This is a genomic window from Plantactinospora veratri (genome assembly GCF_036421995.1).
In the GTDB taxonomy this organism is placed as follows: Bacteria; Actinomycetota; Actinomycetes; order Mycobacteriales; family Micromonosporaceae; genus Plantactinospora; species Plantactinospora veratri.
The window spans coordinates 50,597-68,948 of the sequence record NZ_JAZGQL010000029.1; the positions used below are offsets into that span (position 1 = coordinate 50,597).

The following is an 18,352-nucleotide window of genomic DNA, read 5'->3' on the forward strand; positions in this document are numbered from 1 at the left end:
AAGTCAGTGGCGCGCGGAAGCGCGACGGGTGGCGGAGAGGTGGGCAACGTCATCGGCGAACCGGTCGCCGTGGTGGCAGACCAGGTACCGGGAGATGAGGGCGACCAGGGCGACAACCAGGGCGAGCCCAGCGCCAGCGAGCGAGAGAGCCCAGACGGCTACGGCGTTCATGCCGCACCCCCAAGCGCCTCGCTGCGGCACACGGCACACGCATCCATGGGTTGACCCAGGTGTCCCGGCTTAGGGCAGCGAGCGTCGCCAGGGGCGGGCGGCAACGCCGCACCCCTGGGCGGTTCCCAGCCACGACGTGCCGGGGTTTGGGTTGCTCCTCCGAAGGAATCCCTACGGGGTGACCGGGCGTCCGGCGACGGGCCGGAACCGTTCGACGAAGCCGCACGCGGTAGGGACGGTTCTTTATGGTTCAAGGACGGTTTGTAGGAAGCCTGCTTCCGGTCGGTGCGGAAGCCTGCTTCCGGCCGCTCGGCAGTGTGCTTCCGCCCGGTCGGCACCGAGGGGAAGCCTGCTTCCGCCCGGTTATCCACAGGCTCGGGGACCTCGTTCGGACGACCGGGCAGCGGCTCGGCGAACGGGTCGAGCGAGGTAGGCAGAACCCGCCGACGTTCCATCGCGAGGTCCCACACGACGGGGCGACGGTCGGTCGGCAGGTGCAAGACGTGTCGCTGATCGCCACGCCGGATGATGCCGAGCCGTTCCAAGGTCGCAAGGTCGCTGCGTACCGAGCGGGTCGACTTCCGGGCGTAGTGAGCGAGCCGTTCCTGAGACGGGTACGCGGCTCGGCCGTTGGCGTGCGCGTGGTTGGCGAGACCGATCAGCACAGCCAGGCAGGCGGGGGGTAAGTCGGGCGCATCGTTCAGCGCCCACGAGACAGCTTCTACACTCATGGGTGGGCCGACCTCCTACGTCGGTCAAGGCCCCGGATCACAGGTGTTGGCGCACCTGCCGGGGCCGTTCTTCAACTCACCTCCCTAAGTGGCGTTCACTGGCGCGAACGTGGCGATCGTGGTCGGGCTGGTGCTGCTGCTCGCCCGGTGGGCCCGGGCCGGGCCGTGGCTCGCCGCCGTCCTCTGTGGCACGGCGCTGGTCGGCTTCGTCATCCTGGCCCGGCCGTCGCCGAGCGTCGTCCGGGCCGGCACGATGGGCGCGATCGGTTTGCTGGCGCTGGCCGTCGGACGACCCCGGGCGGCCCTACCCGCGCTGGCCAGTGCGGTCACCGTACTGGTGCTCGTCGATCCGGAACTGGCCGGCGACCCGGGGTTCGCGCTCTCCGTACTGGCCACCGGTGGGCTCCTGCTGCTCGCCCCCCGGTGGCGGGACGGGCTGCGGCGTCGTGGCGTACCGGCGGGTGCGGCGGAGGCGTTGGCCATCCCGGCGGCGGCACAACTGGCCTGCGCACCGGTGGTGGCCGGACTCTCCGGCACCATCAGCCTGGTGGCCGTACCGGCGAACCTCCTCGCGGTGCCGGCGGTGGCACCGGCCACTGTGCTCGGGGTGACGGCGGCGGTGCTCTCGCCGTTCTGGCCGGCCGGTGCGGAGGGTGTCGCGTGGCTCGGCAGCTGGCCGGCGTGGTGGCTGGTCCTGGTGGCCCGGTACGGCGCACGCCTGCCCGCCGGGACGGTGCCCTGGCTGGACGGGGTGCCCGGCGGGCTGCTGCTCGGCGCCCTGACGGTGGCGCTGCTGGTCTTCGCCCGTCGGCCTCCGGTGCGCCGGCTCGTCGCGGTGGTCGCGGCCGCCGTGCTGGTCGGTGCGATGCCGGTGCGGCTGATCGCCACCGGATGGCCGCCGGCCGGCTGGGTGGTCGCCGCCTGCGCCGTGGGTCAGGGCGACAGCCTGGTGCTGCCGGTCGGGGTCGGCCGGGCGGTGGTGGTGGACGCCGGTCCGGACCCCGGTGCGGTGGACCGCTGCCTGCGCCGGCTCGGCGTACGCGAGGTGTCCCTGCTCGTGGTGAGCCACTTCCACGCCGACCACGTGGAGGGAGTGGAGGGGGTGTTCCGGGGACGTCGGGTGGCCGCTGTGGCGGTTCCGCAGTGGCTGGAGCCGGTCGAGGGCCGCGGCACGGTCGAGCGGGCGGCCAGCGCGAACGGCGTACCGGTCGGCGCGGCCGGGACGGGCTGGACCTACGCGGCCGGCCAGGTGACGCTGACCCTGTTGGGGCCGCCGCACCCGATCCGGGGTACCCGTTCGGATCCGAACAACAACTCGCTGGTCCTGCGCGCCGAGGTCCACGGTGTCAGCATCCTGCTCACCGGGGACGCCGAGACCGAGGAGCAGCAGGCGTTGCTGGAGGTCGTACCGGTCGCCCAACTCCGGGCAGACGTGTTGAAACTCGCTCACCACGGCTCGGCGTACCAGGAGCCGGCGTTCCTCGACGCCGTACGTCCGGCGGTGGCGCTGGTGCCGGTCGGTGCCGACAACGGGTACGGGCACCCCGACGCCGGGGTACTGGCCCGGTTGTCCCGGGCCGGCGCCAGGGTGCTCCGGACCGACGAGCAGGGGGATCTGGCGGTGGTCGGGCCGGGCAGGGGCCGACTGTCGGTGGCGGTCCGGGGCCTGGACCCCGGCGACCCGTCCACCCGGTGACCTTTCCGCTGATCCTCCCTGGCCGCGTGCTGGGCGGGTACCCGTTCGGGGTGTGTTGGTTATCGCCCCGCGTGGTGACGCCGTCACCGTCGGCACCGGCGGTACGCTGCGATCGGTCACCACAACCACTGGCGTGGAATGCCAGGGTTAAGATAAATGTCTGGATTTGCACTAAGTGCGGGGTCAGCCGCAGCGAGCCGGGTGACCAGGCCCGATGGACGCACGCCACGTGCGACGATGACCTCGTGACCCCCGCTAGTCTCGCCCCCGTCGTACTCGTGCTCGGTGACGAGGAACTGCTCGCCACCAGAGCCGTCGCCGGAGTGGTCGACGCGGCCAGAGCCGCCGACCCGGACGTCGACGTACACGACCATGAGGCGGGCGCGTTGGGGCCGGGGGAGATCGCCGAACTGCTCGGACCGTCCCTGTTCGGGGGGCGGCGGGTGCTGATCGTCCGGGCTGGACAGGACGCCCGGAAGGATCTGGCGGCGGCGCTGCTGGCGTACGCGAAGAATCCCGACCCCGAGGTGCAGTTGGTGGTCGCGCATGCCGGCGGTGCCAAGGGTAGGGCCTTCGCCGACGGCCTCCGGGCGGCCGGCGCGGAGGTCGTCCCGGCGGCGAAGCTGAAGGGTCATCGGGACCGGGTCGCGTTCGTCCGGGACGAGATCCGGCGCGGCGGCGGCCGGTGCACCGACGACGCTGCCGAGGCGCTGATCGCCGCGGTCGGCAACGACCTGCGGGAACTCGCCTCCGCCTGTTCACAGTTGCTGGCCGACACCGACGGGCGGATCGGCGTCGACACGGTGGCCCGCTACTACCGGGGGCGGGCCGAGGTCAGCGGCTTCACGGTCGCCGATGCGGCGATGGCCGGTGACGTGCCGGGCGCCCTGGAGGCGCTGCGCTGGGCGCTGCACGTCGGGGTGGACCCGGTGCCGATCGCGGACGCGATCGCCGACGGGGTGCGCACGGTGGCCCGGGTCAGCTCGGCGGGCCGGGGCAGCGCCTACCAGTTGGCGAGCAGCCTCGGCATGCCACCGTGGAAGATCGAGAAGGCGCAGCGGGTCGGCCGGGGCTGGACCCCGGAGGGGCTGGCCGACGCCATGTACGCCGCCGCCGAGTGCAACGCCGCCGTCAAGGGCGGCTCCGACGACCGGGGCTACGCCCTGGAGCGTGCCGTGGTCGCGGTCGCGGCTGCCCGCCGGGCGACATCGAGATGACCACGGCGACGGCGGTGCCGGCGGACGAGGAGCGGCTACGACCGCTCTACGCCCGCGTGCTGCGGCTCCGGCACGTCGACCCGGGCGGGATGCTCTGCTTCGTCTTCTTCGAGGGGACCGTGGCCCTCGGCCTGCTGCTCGCGCTCGCCGAGCTGGTGAGCTGGTGGGGCGTACTCGTCCTACCCGCGACCGTCGCGGTCATGGTGAAGGTCAACGACGTGGTGGCCGCCGCGGTGCTTCGTTCGGCGGCCCGGGTGCCGACGCAGGAACGGGAACGGTTCCGCCGGCAGATCCAGCCGGCGATCGGCCGGGCCAGCGTGCCGAAGCGGTCGCTGGTCGGGACCGGGCAGACCCACCGGCTGACCGCGCCGGAACCCGGCGTCGCAGCCGACCGCGACGCCCCGGCCCCTCGGCCCGCCCCGGGTAACCGGCTGCCGGGCCGGTTCCTGGTCGCCCGCCCGTTCAGCATGACCGCAATGGTCCGGGCCCGGCTCGAACTCGGCGGCCGGCGTCGACTCCGCTCCGACCTGGCCATGCCGGACCGGACCGGCTCGGCGGCTCCGGCGAGTCGGTCATCGCAGGGCGACGGCCCGCCGGGACAGGATGTCGGCGGTGTCACCGGGCGGGAGGCCGGCCGACCGCGTCTCGGCCTGCCGCAGACCCGGCAGGCAGCACCGCCACCGGCGGCCGCCGCCCGATCCCGGAACAGCGGCCTGGCCGAGCGCCTGGACCAGCGGCCGGAGCGCCGTTGGGTCTCCCGGCAGAATCCGATCGACACCGGCCGGCAGTCCGCCAGACGCCGCTACCGCTAACCGCCCGAAAGGTGGCCGTGCCGGTAGGCAGCACGTGCCGCCCGGAGATGTGGCGGTGCCGGAAGAACACGTGTGGCCCCCGAGCCAGCCGGCTCGGGGGCCACACGTCAGGTGTGTGGTGTCCCGCTTCTCAGGCGGAGAGCGACTGAAGCCGCTTGGCGATCGCCGACTTGCGGTTCGCCGCCTGGTTCTGGTGGATCACGCCCTTGCTGACCGCCTTGTCGAGCTTGCGCGAGGCGTCCCGCATGAGCTCGGTCGCCTTGGCGCTGTCTCCGCTCTCGGTCGCCTCGTTGAACTTGCGAATGGCGGTCTTCAGCGACGACTTGACCGACTTGTTACGCAGCCGGCGCTTCTCGTTCTGCCGGTTGCGCTTGATCTGGGACTTGATGTTCGCCACGCGACAGCCTCGTCCTGGTAGCTAGGGTTACGTTTGCCTTTGATGCGCGGGCGACGACGCACGTCGGAGTACGGCCGTGTCGGCACGCGCGAAGAGCCACGTTACCAGGTACGCCCCGTCGGGGCCAAAACAGCCCATCGCCGTCCCGCCGCAGCTCACCGCCATCCCTGCCGCTCGGCCAGCCAGTCCAGCGCGGTCTGGGCACTCCACCGCTGGTGCGCCAGGATGTGCGGGGAGCCGGTGCCGGTGCCGGCCGCCGCGCGTACCAGCCAGTATCCGGAGAGTGCGGCGAGTGCGGCGTCCAGCCCGTCGGGCGGAGCGTCCCGCCCCGCCGGATGGGTGGCGAAGAGGGCGTCGGCGTCCAGGCCGCTGGCGTACGCGGTGACCAGCAGGCTGGCCAGGTCGAACCAGGGCGGCCCGTAGCAGAGCCACGTCCAGTCGCAGAGCCAGGCGAACCCGGCCGGGTCCAGCAGTACGTTGTCGACCCGCAGGTCGCCGTGGATCATCGACGGGCGGTCGGCGTACCCGGGTAGCCGGGCCTCCAGCGCGGCGAGTTCTGGCAGCCGGTGCCGGGCGACGGCGGGGATCTCCGGCAGCGTCTCCCGGCCGGCGGCCAGCTCCGCCCACCAGGCCAGGTCCGCCCGGGCGAGGTCGGCGAGCCGGGGTACGCCCAGCGCCGCCAGCTCCGCCGGGGGCTCCCGGAGCGCCGCCGCGGCGGTCGCGTACGCGTCGAGGGTCGCCGCCAGCTCGGCCGGCGTCCACGGCAGCTCCGGCATCCGGCCGTCGACGGCGTCCAGGCAGATCACGTGGTACCCGGCGGCGGTCAGCGTCCAGCGCGGGCGGGCGACGGCGAGCCCGGCCGGCAGTACGGCGGTGATCGCCGCCTCCCGGGCGTACCAGTCGCTGAGGTGACGCTGGTCGACCAGGGACGCCGCCTTGACGAAGACCCGGTCCCCGGCGACGGTCTGCAACACTCCGGCGAAGCCCCGGGTGAAGCCGCCGCCGGCGGTGCTGGCCCAGCCGACCCGGGCGCCCAGCCGGGCGGTGATCGCCGCCCGCAGGTCGGCGGGGAGATCGGCCCAGCCCGGGCGTACGGCGGTCGCGTCGTACGGTCGGGGCGGTACCGAGATGGCGGCCATGTCGTCAAGTCTGCCCTGGTCCGGTCGACGGGCCGGGATTTCGGCCCGTCGCCCGCGGCCGAGTCGCCCGCCCGCGGCGTGGTCCGGCGGCGCCCGACGCCCCCCGGGAGGCGGAATCCGCGAACGCCCCGGGAGGCGGGAAAGCCGCAACACCGCGGGAGGTGGGTTCCCGGTGATGGTGACGGAACTCGCGGCGGTGATCCGGCGGCCTCGGCCGGGCACCGTCCGGCGGCATGGGAACATAGAAGGCCCATCGTCGTCAGCCAAGCAGAACGGACCGCCGTGCCACCGACGCCCGACTCCGGCGCGAACTCTCCTGGTGCCACCGACCCCGGCCGCATCAGGAACTTCTGCATCATCGCCCACATCGACCACGGCAAGTCGACGCTGGCCGACCGGATGTTGCAGCTCACCGGCGTGGTCGACCCCCGGCAGATGCGTGCCCAGTATCTCGACCGGATGGACATCGAGCGGGAGCGCGGCATCACGATCAAGAGCCAGGCGGTCCGCATGCCGTGGACCGTGCGGGAGGGCGACCAGCAGGGCGAAGAGGCCGTGCTGAACATGATCGACACGCCTGGGCACGTGGACTTCACCTACGAGGTGTCCCGGTCGCTCGCCGCCTGTGAGGGGGCGATCCTGCTGGTCGACGCCGCGCAGGGGATCGAGGCGCAGACCCTGGCCAACCTCTATCTGGCGCTCGAGAACGACCTGCACATCATCCCCGTACTCAACAAGATCGATCTGCCGGCCGCCCAGCCGGACAAGTACGCCGAGGAGTTGGCGCACCTGATCGGCGGGGATCCGAACGACTGCATCCGGGTCTCCGGCAAGACCGGCGAGGGCGTGCCCTATCTGCTCGACGAGATCGTCCGGCAGTTCACCCCGCCGGTCGGCGAGGCGGAGAAGCCGGCCCGCGCCATGATCTTCGACTCGGTCTACGACGTGTACCGGGGCGTGGTGACGTACGTCCGGGTGATCGACGGCCGGATCGAGGCGCGCGACAAGATCAAGATGATGTCCACCGGCGCCGTGCACGAGCTGCTCGAACTCGGCGTGATCTCTCCGGAGATGCAGAAGGCCGGTGCGCTCGGCGTCGGCGAGGTGGGCTACCTGATCACCGGCGTGAAGGACGTCCGGCAGTCCCGGGTCGGTGACACCGTCACCATCAACGCCCGGCCGGCGCGCGAGGCGCTCGGCGGCTACAAGGACCCGAAGCCCATGGTCTACTCGGGTCTCTACCCGATCGACGGGTCGGACTATCCGGCGCTGCGGGACGCGCTCGACAAGCTGAAGCTCAACGACGCGGCACTCAGCTACGAGCCGGAGACCTCCGCCGCGCTCGGCTTCGGTTTCCGCTGCGGCTTCCTCGGCCTGCTGCACCTGGAGATCATCGGCGAGCGGCTGGAACGCGAGTTCAACCTCGATTTGATCTCGACGGCCCCCAACGTGGTCTACCGGGTCGTCCTGGAGGACGGCAAGGAGGTCACGGTCACCAACCCGAGCGAGTACCCGACCGGCAAGATCGCCGAGGTGTACGAGCCGGTGGTCCGGGCCACCGTGCTCACCCCGAACGACTACGTCGGCGCGGTGATGGAGCTGTGCCAGGGGCGGCGCGGCTCGTTGCAGGGGATGGACTATCTCTCCGCCGACCGGGTCGAGCTGCGCTACACGCTGCCGCTCGCCGAGATCATCTTTGACTTCTTCGACCAGCTCAAGAGCCGTACCAAGGGCTACGCCTCGCTGGACTACGAGCCCACCGACGAGCAGCACTCCGACCTGGTCAAGGTCGACATCCTGCTCAACGGCGAGCCGGTGGACGCGTTCAGCGCGATCGTGCACAAGGACAAGGCGTACAACTACGGCGTCAACATCGCGGCGAAGTTGCAGAAGCTGATCCCCCGGCAGCAGTTCGAGGTGCCGATCCAGGCGGCGATCGGCAACCGGGTGATCGCCCGGGAGACCATCCGGGCGATCCGCAAGGACGTGCTGGCCAAGTGCTACGGCGGTGACATCAGCCGGAAGCGCAAGCTGCTGGAGAAGCAGAAGGAGGGGAAGAAGCGGATGAAGATGGTGGGCCGGGTCGAGGTGCCGCAGGAGGCCTTCATCGCCGCCCTCTCCACCAGCGACTCCGGCGACGGCAAGGGTGGCGGCAAGAAGTGACCCCCCGGGGGTACGGCCCCGACGCGTCCTTCTGCCCCCGGTGCGGGGCGCCCCTGCCCGGCCCCGCGCCGACCACCTGCACCCGGTGCGGCTACCAGCTCTTCGTCAACGCCCGTCCGACGGTCGGCCTCGTCATCCTGGACCGTGCTCCGTCGGTCGGTGCGGCCGCTCCCGAGGTCGCGGAGCTGCGCTTCCTGGCCCTGCGGCGGGCGGCGGAACCGATGATCGGCCGCTGGGAGACGCCGGGCGGGTTCTGCGACGGCTGGGAGCACCCGGCCGAGGCGGCGGTGCGGGAGGCCCGGGAGGAACTCGGGGTGTCGATCACCCTTGGTGACCACCTCGGCATGTACATCGGCAGCTACGAGTTCCAGGACGAGATCCTGCCGGTCCTGGACAACTTTTTTCTGGCCACCCTGGACGACCTGCGGATCGTGCTCGATCCGGCCGAGTCTGCCGAGCTGAGCTGGTTTTCCCTGGTGGATCCGCCGCCGCTGGCCTTCGGCACGATGGACACGGCGGTGCGGGAGGCGGCGCGACGTCTGGGTGCGTAGGGCGGTTTGAGCTTTTCGACCTCCGGGAATCTAGCAGTCACCACAACAACGTGTGACGCATTCGAAGGAGGACGGCCGTGGAACTCACCGTCTGGGGTATCATCACCGCGCTCATCGTCGGTCTCGTTATCGGCGCCCTCGGTCGTCTGGTCGTACCAGGCCGCCAGGACATGCCGATCTGGTTGACCATGCTGATCGGTGTCGGTGCGGCGCTGCTGGGCACGGTCATCGCCCGAGCCGCCGGCATCGCGACCGAGACGGCCGGCATCGACTGGATGGAGCTGCTGATCCAGGTCGCACTCGCCGCCATCGCGGTGGCCCTGGTGGCCGGAGTCGGTCGCCGGCGCCGAGTCAGCCGGTACTGAGCACCCCGCTCCCCGGTAAGCAAGGGGCGTCGGCCGACTCTCGGCCGGCGCCCCTGCTGGCTTTCCGCTCCGATCCCCGCGCAGTGCCGGCTCCGCTTCGCCCTGTGCGGCGCGGACCGGCCGGCGGGACGGTGAAGAGGATCCCCGATCCCTCCGGGGCGTCGATCCCCGTTGCCGGCCGGACGGCACGTCGACCGTATCGGCCTGGCGCCGATTGCCGGAAACCGCTAAATTCTCCACGGTTGTACGATCGACTGCCGTGATCGACTAGCCGGCATCACCTATAGTTGTGAACGTCCATTCGCATTTGCTCAAATGATCTCCCCATGTTACGCTCTGTAAGTGTCCACGGACTCTCTCCCGGGAAGCGTCAGGGTGTCGCCTCTACAGCTTTCGGATCAGCATCCCAAGGTCGCGCTGTACCTTGAGGCGTACACCCCCCTGGTCGAAGAGTGGTTCTCCGCGCTGCGGGTTTCGAGTGGGTTGAGGGAATTGCGGCGCGATGGACCCGGCCGGGATCTCGTCGAGAATCTGCAAAGGCTCGACCAGCTTTTCCGGGACCTGGTCGACGGCATGTTCGCAGACCCGACACCGGTGCTGGAGCGGGCCGTCGCGGTCGTGGCCGCACACCGGGAGGCGGTCGTCTGGGAGGACCAGTTGGTGCCGAGCCCGGGTGCCGGTGCCGAGGAACTGGCCGCCTCGCTGCGACACAAGTTCAAGCGCAACATCAGCCTCGCCCTGCTGGAGGCGCTGATCTGTCTGGAGTCGGCCCTGACCTACGGGCGGGACACCCTCGGCCTGTCCGGAGAGGTGCTGGAGCGCACCCTGCGGGGCAGCACCTCCATGCTGGCCAGCCTTTCCGTCCTGCACGACCAGCAGGAGATGGCCCGGATGCGGCAGTTGACCGGCGACCCGACCGAGATCCAGCATCCGAGGTTCACCGTCGCGGACATCGTCCGGGGCGCCTTCCGGATCGGTCCCGACAAGTTCCGTGCCGTCGGCCCGCAGGGGCAGCAGAAGATCCGGTTCGGCAGCGTCCCGCCGCACGGTGTCGAGTTGACCAGCCCGACCATGAAGTGTCCGGCGCACCGGCTGACCAACGAGGAGGGTCAGCCATTGAACAACGAGCTCTGGGCTCTTCTCGTCGACGTCTACCGGATGTCCGGTCGGCTGGCCTAGCTCGATCCGAACGGTGACGGCCGGATCCGCCGAACATGAATGGTTCGGTAATTCCGTCGCGTTGTCGTCCGCCTCGGTGGTCGAATAGGCGCCGACCGGTCGTCACTGCCCGCCCGAATCGGCGGCACCATCGCGCCGAACGCGCGAGGTTCCTCCCGGGCGACTCCCGACGGCCTCGGTAAAACTGCCAATGCGACGGGTGAATTACCCAGGGTTATGCGCCGGTTCCATTCAGCGGCAAAGCACCGGGACCTGGCGGGCGGAAATCGCCGGCCGACTGACCGGTCGGGTTCGCTTGCCCGATGTCCGGAAACGAAGCGGTGGTGACTGCGCCGGCCCCGACGGAACCGGCACAGCCACCACCCGCGACGCGGAAGCTCAGCGCAGCCAGGGAATGCTGCGGTCGAGCAGACCGCGCTCCTTCAACTCCTTGCGCAGCGGGATCTCGTCGTCGACGTACCCGTTCCAGTTGATGCCCCAGTAGTTGGCGGTGTGCGTACCCTCGCCGAGCAGCTGGCGCTGCACCGGGGTCCGGTTCTGGTACCACTGTCCGTTCTTGTCCGGGTGCAGCTCGTCCAGCGGGCGGATCCACCGGTAGGTGTAGCCCACGAAGAGCATCTTCCGGGTGATGGTGGAGAGGTTGGTGGACCGGGAGTGCCACTGCCGCCGGTCGAAGATGAAGGCGTCGCCGGGGTTGGCCGTGATCTCCACGGTCCCCTCCGGGTCCGGGTTGTGCACCGTCAGGTCGGCCGGACGCGGCAGCGAGTTCCACAGGTGGCTGCCCGGGATGACCTTGGTGGCACCCCGGCCCTTCTCCGAGAGATCGGAGAGCACGTACGCGACCTTGAGCGAGAACATCGGCCGGGGCAGGTTCGGATCCATCGTCTCCGGGTCCGAGTTCTGCCGGTAGCCGTCCTGGTGCCAGCCCCAGTACGGCTTCTCCGGCTCCAGGGCCGGCGGGGTGACGTCCAGGTGGTTGTGGTGGGTGTAGATGTTCCAGCCCGCGAGGCCCCACATGTAGGGGAACGCGATCGGGTGGGTGAGCAGCTGGCCGAAGAGCTCGTCCCGCTCCAGGAAACCCAGCAGGTGCAGGGTGCCGTCCTTGGTGGTGTTGCCCTTCGCCTTCTCCTCGGCGTAGACCCGGTCGACCGCCGCCTCCAGGGCCGCGCGGTGGTCCTCGGTCAGGACGTTGCGGAGCAACAGGAAGCCCTGCTCGTGGAACTCCTTGCGATCCGTGTCACTGATCGGCTCGTAGCCAGTGCGGCCGCCGTAGTCGAACACCGCGTCCCCTCCCCATAGGGTGAAACTCTTTCTGAGCACAGGCTGCCGATCGTAACTCCCTCCGCAAGGCCTGCACCCCGGCGCTCGGCCGTCCGATCGGCGCCGGCCATCCGGGGGTACGGAGGGCAGCCGGCCTTTGACACACCGCAACAAATCAGTCGAAAAATGAGGCAGCCTGTGCCGATCTGACCGTTTGTGCAATCACTGCCAGTTAGTGATCGTTCCGGGAAGCAACAGAATCGGCCGCGGATCAGTCGGTGAAGACCTCGGCGACCACCTGGTGCGGCGTCGGCGGTACGCCCTTGACCGGCGTCCAGGTGCCGCCGTCCGCCGTCCACTGGAGGTCGCCGAAGCGCACCGTCTTCACCCCGTGGTCGTCGGCGTGCGACACCAGCCAGTGCGCGTAACGCCACCCCACCTGCGGATCCGTCGTCGGCACGGCCAGACCGGTCAACTCGGCCGGTACCGAGGTCTCCAGCCGGCCCCAGTCCAGCTTCAGCCCGGCGGTCAGTGCCACCGCTGCCGCGTTACCGCGCATCGCCGGCTCCCGGCCCACCGTGCAGGCCACCGCGCCGGTGGCGTTGCCCAGCAGTGCCCGGGTCAGCACCTCGGACTCGTCCGCCCACTGCTGGTAGGCGTTGGGGAAGGCCGACCGCTGCACCCGCTGCGCCGCGACCGTGACCTCCATCTGCTCCCAGCCGCGGACCTTCTTCAGCGCGTTGTAGAACTTGGTCGCGGCGTAGCGCGGATCCCGGATCTGCTCCGGCGTGCCCCAGCCCTGACTGGGCCGCTGCTGGAAGAGCCCGACCGAGTCCCGGTCACCGCCGGCCAGGTTGCGCAGCCGGGACTCCTGGAACGCCGTCGCCAGGGCCACCACCACGGCCCGCTCCGGCATCTTGCGCCGGATGCCCACCGCGGCGATGGTGGCGGCGTTCGCCATCTGCTCGGCGTTCAACGCGACCCGGCCGTCCGCCTCGACCACGCAGCCGGGGGCGGCGCTGGGTAACGGCAGCTTGTGCCCGAACTCCCGGGCACCCAGGTAGACGCCGAAACCGGCAACCGCCGCGAGCGCCACGCCCGCCGCCACCACGGCCCGAGTCCGCACCGCCACCCCCTGCCCGATAGTCGGACACAGCCTACTTCGACCGCCCAAATTCCGGACCGGATCACGGTCGGGTCAGGGGCCGGCCGGGCCCGAGTCAGCTACCGGGTACCCAGCGGGCCGGCCGTTTCTCCCCGAACGCCGCGACACCCTCGCGCCCCTCCTCGGAGTGGAAGTACCGCACCGAGAGGTCGCGCAGCCGCGCCAGCTCGGCCCGGAAGCTCTCCGTCGAGCCGCGCCGGAGCAGTTCCTTCGCCCCGGCCAGCGCGCCGGGCGCGCCCCGGACCAGCGCCAGGCAGTACGAGGCGACCGTCTCGTCCAGCGCCTCGGCCGAGGTCACCGTGGTGACCAGCCCGATCTCGGCCGCCCGGCGGCCGTCGAAGGTGTCCCCGGTCAGATACAGCTCGGCGGCGGCCCGTGGTTGCAGCCGGGGCAGCACGGTCGCCGAGATCACCGCCGGGATCACCCCGAGCCGTACCTCGGTGAACGCGAAGGTGGCCTCCTGGGCGCAGATCGCGATGTCGGCCGCCGCGATCAGGCCGAGGCCACCGGCCCGGGCCGGCCCGCCGATCCGGGCCACCACCGGCTTCGGGCACTCCCAGATCGCCGCCAGCACGTCACCGAGCATCGCCACCGGCACCGTGCCCTCGCGGTACGCCGCCGCCGTCTCCTTCAGGTCCGCACCCGAGCTGAAGACCGGCCCGGTGTGCGAGAGCACCACCACCCGGACGTCGTCGTCGGCCGCCGCCGCGCCCAGCGCGTCGAGCAGTTGACCGAGCAGGGCGCTGGAGAGCGCGTTGCGGTTGCGCGGGCTGTCCAGGGTGAGAGTTGTCACTCCGTGCGTGGTAGACACCCGGACGAGCGGATCAGGGGCTGAGGTCATGCCGGCACACTAGTCCCATGCCTGGAGTGCTCCCAGCGGGCGAGCCCGTACCCGTCGACGGGGCGCTGCCCGACGCCGCCCTGGCCACGATGGGTGACCGTGGCTTCGGCGTCTACGTCCACGTGCCGTTCTGCGCCAGCCGCTGCGGCTACTGCGACTTCAACACCTACACCGCGACCGAACTCGGCGGTTCGGCGGGCCGGGACGGCTACGCCGACCAGGTACTCGCCGAACTGCGCCTGGCCCACCGGGTGCTGGCCGACCGGCCGCCGGCCCGGGTCGACACGGTCTTCGTCGGCGGCGGCACCCCCACCCTGCTGCCCCCGGACGACCTGGCCCGGATCCTCGACGGCATCGACCGGACCTGGGGGCTGGCCGCCGACGCCGAGGTCAGCACGGAGGCGAATCCGGAGTCGGTGACCCGGGACTCGCTGAAGGCGCTTCGGGCGGCCGGTTACACCCGGATCTCCCTGGGCATGCAGTCGGCCGCCCCACCGGTGCTGGCGATCCTGGACCGCCGGCACACCGCCGGCCGGGCGACCGAGGCCGCGCGGGAGGCCCGGGAGGTCGGCTTCGACCACGTCAACCTGGACCTGATCTACGGAACGCCGGGGGAGCGGGCGGAGGACTTCGCGGCGTCGCTTCAGGCGGTGCTGGCCGCCGGGGTCGACCACGTCAGCGCGTACGCCCTGATCGTCGAGGACGGCACCCGGCTGGCCGCCCGGATGCGGCGCGGCGAGCTGGCGTACCCGGACGACGACGTGGCGGCGGACCGCTACCTGGCCGCCGAGGCGGCGCTCTCCGAGGCGGGCTTCTCCTGGTACGAGGTCTCCAACTGGGCCCGTACGCCGGCCGCGGCCTGCCGGCACAACCTGCTCTACTGGACCGGCGGCGACTGGTGGGGTCTCGGCCCCGGCGCGCACAGCCACGTCGGCGGGGTCCGCTGGTGGAACGTCAAGCACCCGTCGAGTTACGCGGGCCGGCTGGCGGCGGGGCACTCCCCGGGGCAGGCCCGGGAGGTGCTGTCGACCGGGGAGCGGCGGGTGGAGGAGGTGCTGCTCGGGCTCCGGCTCGCCGCCGGGCTGCCGCTGTCGATCCTCGACGACGCCGGTCGGGCGGGTGCGGACCGGGCCCGCGAGACCGGGCTGCTGGACGGGGCGGCGTACGACGCGGGGCGGGCCGTGCTCACCCTGCGCGGCCGGCTGCTGGCCGACGCGGTGGTCCGGGACCTGCTGCCCTGACCCGATCCGCCGCGACCCCGGACGGCACGATGGCCCGCGCCGGATCCGGCACGGGCCATCGCAGAGGCGCTGGGTCTTACTTGATCATGCGGATGGTCATCGGGTACCGGTACAGCACACCCTCGTTGGCCTTCATGCCGGCGATGACCGAGAAGACCAGCACAATCACCCAGGCGACCAGCGGCAGGAAGAACAGCACGAGGGTGCACATCCCGACGATGAGCGAGACGATCGAGATGATGCCCCAGGTGATCTGGAAGTTGAGCGCCTCGACCGCGTGCGCGCGTACGGTCGGCGACTCGTTGCCCTTGGCCAGCAGCGCGACGAGCGAGGCGATGAAGCCGACCAGGATGCCGCCGAAGTGCGCGATCAGGGCCCAGGTCTTCTCGTCGCTGTTGGCGTAGCCGGACGGTGCCGGGGCGCCGTACGGGTTGCCCGGCGGCGGGTAGCCGCCCGGCGGCGGGTAGCCGGCACCGGGGTACCCGCCCGGGGGCTGACCACCGGGGGGCGGGTAGCCGCCACCGGGGGGCGGGTAGCCGCCGGCCGGCGGGTAGCCGCCACCGGGCGGGGGATAACCGCCACCCGAGGTCGGATAGGTCCCGCCACCTGAGGTCGGATAGGTCCCGCCACCCGACGTCGGGTACGTCCCGCCACCGGAAGTCGGGTACGTCCCGGCGCCCGAGGTCGGCGGGGGCGTGCCGGGCGCACCGTACTGGGGTGCGGCGGGCGGGGGGTATCCCTCGCCTGGTGTCGGGTATTGGCCCGGATTCATCGGGGTGGTCGGGTCCTGGGGCGGACCGCCGTATTCTCCGGGAGGGCGAGGCGGTTCAGTCATGGGGGTCACGGTAGGACTCCCGATCAACCAGCGCCAGCCGCCCCCCGAATTGAATCTGGACAATGCCCGACCGTACCTGCCAGGTCCACCGGGGTAGGGTGTGCTGGCAAGCCTGTTGTCCAGGTTCGGATATCCCCTCCAAACGATCATCGCGCCGGGTACGCCTTGGTCGTAGACTGGCACTCGCTACAGTCGAGTGCCAGGGCGGACCTGGCCCGACCGTCGTGGTCGCCCCGGTCGTTTCGCCCAACCGGGGCCGGGACGTCGCAGGGAGGTGAGGATGGGTCTCGACGACCGCAAGCTCGACGTGCTGCGCGCGATCGTGGAGGACTACGTCGCCACCCAGGAACCGGTCGGCAGCAAGGCCCTGGTCGAGCGGCACCAACTCGGGGTCTCCCCGGCCACCGTCCGCAACGACATGGCCGTCCTCGAGGAGGAGGGCTACATCCGGCAGCCGCACACCAGCGCCGGCCGGGTGCCCACCGACCGTGGTTACCGGCTCTTCGTGGACCGGCTCTCCCGGGTCAAGCCGCTCACTCCGGCCGAGCGCCGGGCGATCGAGCGGTTCATGGTCGGCGCGGTGGACCTCGACGACGTGGTGCACCGTACGGTCCGGCTGCTCGCCCAGCTCACCCGGCAGGTGGCCGTGGTGCAGTACCCGAGCCTGGCCCGCTCCGCCGTCCGGCACCTGGAGCTGGTGCCGATCTCCACCACCCGGCTGATGCTGGTCATGATCGCCGACACCGGTCGGGTGGAGCAGCGGCTGGTCGAGCTGCCCATCCCGATCACCGCCGACGACGTGACGGACCTGCGCCGGCTGGTCAACGAGCGGCTCGGCGGCAAGAAGCTGGCCGACACCCCGCCGCTGGTCCAGGCGCTGGTCGACGAGGTGCCCCCGGGGCTCTCCCCGGCGATGACCACGCTCGCCACGGTGCTGCTGGAGACCCTGGTCGAGCGGCACGAGGAGCGGATCGTGATGGCCGGCACCGCCAACCTGACCCGGGGCGGACTGCTCGACTTCCAGGGTTCACTGCGACCGATCCTCGAGGCGCTCGAGGAGGAGGTCGTCCTGCTCAAGCTGATCGGCGAGGTGGAGCCGAACACCCTCCAGGTGCGCATCGGCGACGAGAACGAGATCGACAATCTGCGGGCCACCTCGGTGGTCAGCACCGGATACGGTCCGGGTACGACCATCGTCGGCGGACTCGGCGTGTTGGGGCCCACCCGGATGGACTACCCGGGCACCATCGCCACGGTGCGGGCCGTGGCACGCTACGTCGGCGACGTGCTGGCGCAGAACTGACCACCAAGCTCACCCCTGACGACCGGCGGACGGTAACGCGAGACAGACATGAGGACACGGAACGCAGTGGCCAAGGACTACTACGGGATTCTCGGCGTCAGCCGGGACGCCTCCGACGACGACATCAAGCGCGCCTACCGCAAGCTGGCGCGGCAGTACCACCCGGACGTCAATCCGGATCCGGAGGCACACGAGAAGTTCAAGGACATCAACGCCGCGTACGAAGTCCTCTCGGACGACCAGAAGCGGCAGATCGTCGACCTCGGCGGCGACCCGCTCGCCCCCGGTGGCGGGCCCGGGGCCGGACCGGGCGGTGCCGGCGGGCCGTTCGTCGGCTTCCAGGACATCATGGACGCCTTCTTCGGTGCGGCGGGTGGCTCCCGGGGGCCGCGTCCGCGTACCCGGCCGGGTGCCGACGCCATCCTGCGACTCGAACTCGACCTGCACGAGACCGCCTTCGGGGTGGAGGCACCGATCGCGGTGGACACCGCCGTGCTCTGCACCACCTGCACGGGGGCGGGCACGGCGCCCGGCACCCACCTGGCCACCTGCGAGGCGTGCGGCGGGCGGGGCGAGGTGCAGTCGGTGCAGCGCACCTTCCTCGGCCAGGTCGTCTCGTCCCGGCCGTGCACCGTCTGCCAGGGGTACGGCACGGTGATCCCGCACCCCTGCCCGACCTGCGCCGGGGACGGCCGGGTGCGTACCCGCCGCTCGCTGACCGTCAAGATCCCGGCCGGGGTCGAGGACGGCATGCGGATCCGGCTCGCCCAGCAGGGCGAGGTCGGCCCCGGTGGCGGTACGGCCGGCGACCTCTACGTCGAGATCCACGAGCGTCCGCACGACGTCTACTCCCGCAAGGGCGACGACCTGCACTGCCGGGTGACCGTGCCGATGACCGCCGCCGCACTCGGTACCCGGCTGACCATCAAGACGCTGGACAGCGAGGAGCCGGTCGACGTCAAGCCGGGCACCCAGCCGGGCTCGACGCTGCGGCTGCGGGCCCGAGGAGTGCCCCACCTGCGCGGTACCGGCCGGGGCGACCTCTACGTGCACCTCGACGTGCGTACCCCGACCAAGCTCGACGCCGAGCAGGAGCGGATGCTGCGCGAGTTCGCCAAGACCCGGGGCGAGGAGGTCGCCGAGCTGACCAAGCAGGGCGGCTTCTTCTCCCGGATGCGCGACGCCTTCAACGGCCACGCCTGACCGGTACGCCCGACGGGCGCGTCGTGCGGGCGGGGGGCCCGGGCGGGCGGGCGCCCCCCGAAACCCCTCGCCGGGGGGCGGGC

The 18,352-nt window shown here is 71.4% G+C and carries 16 protein-coding genes and 2 pseudogenes; 10 read left to right on the plus strand and 8 right to left on the minus strand.

Annotation, left to right across the window (positions count from 1 at the left end; all coding sequences use genetic code 11):
* Positions 1 to 3: 3 nt before the first annotated feature.
* Together V1634_RS29185 and V1634_RS35550 are read right to left on the minus strand one after the other, a co-directional pair.
* Positions 4 to 171 carry a hypothetical protein gene (locus V1634_RS29185; RefSeq protein WP_331210941.1) on the minus strand — a complete coding sequence of 56 codons (168 nt, stop codon included), beginning with the start codon at positions 169 to 171 and terminating at the stop codon, positions 4 to 6.
* Positions 168 to 902, minus strand: a complete 735-nt coding sequence (locus V1634_RS35550) for a helix-turn-helix domain-containing protein (protein WP_407951867.1) — start codon at positions 900 to 902, stop codon at positions 168 to 170. Before V1634_RS35550 ends, V1634_RS29185 begins: the two co-directional genes overlap by 4 nt.
* 91 nt (positions 903 to 993) lie before the next feature.
* Here V1634_RS35550 and V1634_RS29190 point away from each other — a divergent pair.
* The 3 genes and pseudogenes from V1634_RS29190 to V1634_RS29200 form a co-directional block, all read left to right on the plus strand.
* Positions 994 to 2,598 (plus strand): annotated as a pseudogene (locus V1634_RS29190) (ComEC/Rec2 family competence protein); the annotation flags it as partial.
* A gap of 245 nt (positions 2,599 to 2,843) precedes the next feature.
* Entirely contained in the window at positions 2,844 to 3,815 is a 972-nt protein-coding gene (holA, locus tag V1634_RS29195) for a DNA polymerase III subunit delta (protein WP_331210942.1), read from the plus strand.
* Positions 3,812 to 4,135, plus strand: a pseudogene (locus V1634_RS29200) (hypothetical protein); the annotation flags it as partial. The gene holA and the pseudogene V1634_RS29200, both read left to right, overlap by 4 nt.
* A 622-nt stretch (positions 4,136 to 4,757) precedes the next feature.
* On the opposite strand, the gene rpsT reads toward V1634_RS29200, so the two are convergent.
* On the minus strand, positions 4,758 to 5,024 hold the full coding sequence (gene rpsT, locus V1634_RS29205; protein ID WP_331210943.1) for a 30S ribosomal protein S20: 267 nt from the start codon (positions 5,022 to 5,024) through the stop codon (positions 4,758 to 4,760).
* Positions 5,025 to 5,179: 155 nt separating this feature from the next.
* A complete protein-coding gene (locus V1634_RS29210) occupies positions 5,180 to 6,163 on the minus strand; it encodes a phosphotransferase (protein ID WP_331210944.1) in 984 nt (327 codons plus the stop codon).
* 282 nt (positions 6,164 to 6,445) lie between these two features.
* Here V1634_RS29210 and lepA point away from each other — a divergent pair, with 282 nt between their 5' ends.
* From lepA to V1634_RS29230, 4 genes are all read left to right on the plus strand, one after another.
* Positions 6,446 to 8,326, plus strand: a complete 1,881-nt coding sequence (gene lepA / locus V1634_RS29215; protein WP_331210945.1) for a translation elongation factor 4 — start codon at positions 6,446 to 6,448, stop codon at positions 8,324 to 8,326.
* On the plus strand, positions 8,323 to 8,877 hold the full coding sequence (locus V1634_RS29220) for an NUDIX domain-containing protein (protein ID WP_331210946.1): 555 nt from the start codon (positions 8,323 to 8,325) through the stop codon (positions 8,875 to 8,877). The genes lepA and V1634_RS29220 overlap by 4 nt, the downstream gene beginning before the upstream one ends.
* Positions 8,878 to 8,954: 77 nt before the next feature.
* Complete coding sequence (locus V1634_RS29225; protein ID WP_331210947.1) at positions 8,955 to 9,242, plus strand: GlsB/YeaQ/YmgE family stress response membrane protein; 288 nt, start codon at positions 8,955 to 8,957, stop codon at positions 9,240 to 9,242.
* A 492-nt stretch (positions 9,243 to 9,734) separates the two neighbouring features.
* Positions 9,735 to 10,421, plus strand: a complete 687-nt coding sequence (locus V1634_RS29230) for a hypothetical protein (RefSeq protein ID WP_331210948.1) — start codon at positions 9,735 to 9,737, stop codon at positions 10,419 to 10,421.
* Positions 10,422 to 10,799: 378 nt separating this feature from the next.
* On the opposite strand, the gene V1634_RS29235 is transcribed toward V1634_RS29230, so the two are convergent.
* The 3 genes from V1634_RS29235 to V1634_RS29245 form a co-directional block, all read right to left on the minus strand.
* Complete coding sequence (locus V1634_RS29235) at positions 10,800 to 11,702, minus strand: phytanoyl-CoA dioxygenase family protein (RefSeq protein ID WP_331210949.1); 903 nt, start codon at positions 11,700 to 11,702, stop codon at positions 10,800 to 10,802.
* A 250-nt stretch (positions 11,703 to 11,952) separates the two neighbouring features.
* The gene (locus tag V1634_RS29240) at positions 11,953 to 12,813 is read right to left on the minus strand and encodes a hypothetical protein (protein ID WP_331210950.1); all 861 of its coding nucleotides are present in this window, start codon (positions 12,811 to 12,813) and stop codon (positions 11,953 to 11,955) included.
* Positions 12,814 to 12,901: 88 nt separating this feature from the next.
* The gene (locus V1634_RS29245) at positions 12,902 to 13,687 is read right to left on the minus strand and encodes an enoyl-CoA hydratase-related protein (RefSeq protein ID WP_331210951.1); all 786 of its coding nucleotides are present in this window, start codon (positions 13,685 to 13,687) and stop codon (positions 12,902 to 12,904) included.
* Positions 13,688 to 13,704: 17 nt separating this feature from the next.
* On the opposite strand from V1634_RS29245, the gene hemW reads away from it, so the two are divergent.
* The gene (hemW, locus tag V1634_RS29250) at positions 13,705 to 14,928 is read left to right on the plus strand and encodes a radical SAM family heme chaperone HemW (RefSeq protein WP_331210952.1); all 1,224 of its coding nucleotides are present in this window, start codon (positions 13,705 to 13,707) and stop codon (positions 14,926 to 14,928) included.
* A 76-nt stretch (positions 14,929 to 15,004) separates the two neighbouring features.
* Here the strand turns inward: hemW and V1634_RS29255 are convergent, their stop codons facing one another.
* Complete coding sequence (locus tag V1634_RS29255) at positions 15,005 to 15,700, minus strand: DUF4870 domain-containing protein (protein ID WP_331210953.1); 696 nt, start codon at positions 15,698 to 15,700, stop codon at positions 15,005 to 15,007.
* A 343-nt stretch (positions 15,701 to 16,043) separates the two neighbouring features.
* Between V1634_RS29255 and hrcA the strand changes: the two genes are divergently transcribed.
* Positions 16,044 to 17,066, plus strand: coding sequence for a heat-inducible transcriptional repressor HrcA (hrcA, locus tag V1634_RS29260; RefSeq protein ID WP_331210954.1), 1,023 nt, complete (start codon positions 16,044 to 16,046; stop codon positions 17,064 to 17,066).
* A gap of 66 nt (positions 17,067 to 17,132) precedes the next feature.
* Positions 17,133 to 18,269 carry a molecular chaperone DnaJ gene (gene dnaJ / locus V1634_RS29265; RefSeq protein WP_199187901.1) on the plus strand — a complete coding sequence of 379 codons (1,137 nt, stop codon included), beginning with the start codon at positions 17,133 to 17,135 and terminating at the stop codon, positions 18,267 to 18,269.
* The last annotated feature ends 83 nt before the right edge of the window (positions 18,270 to 18,352 follow it).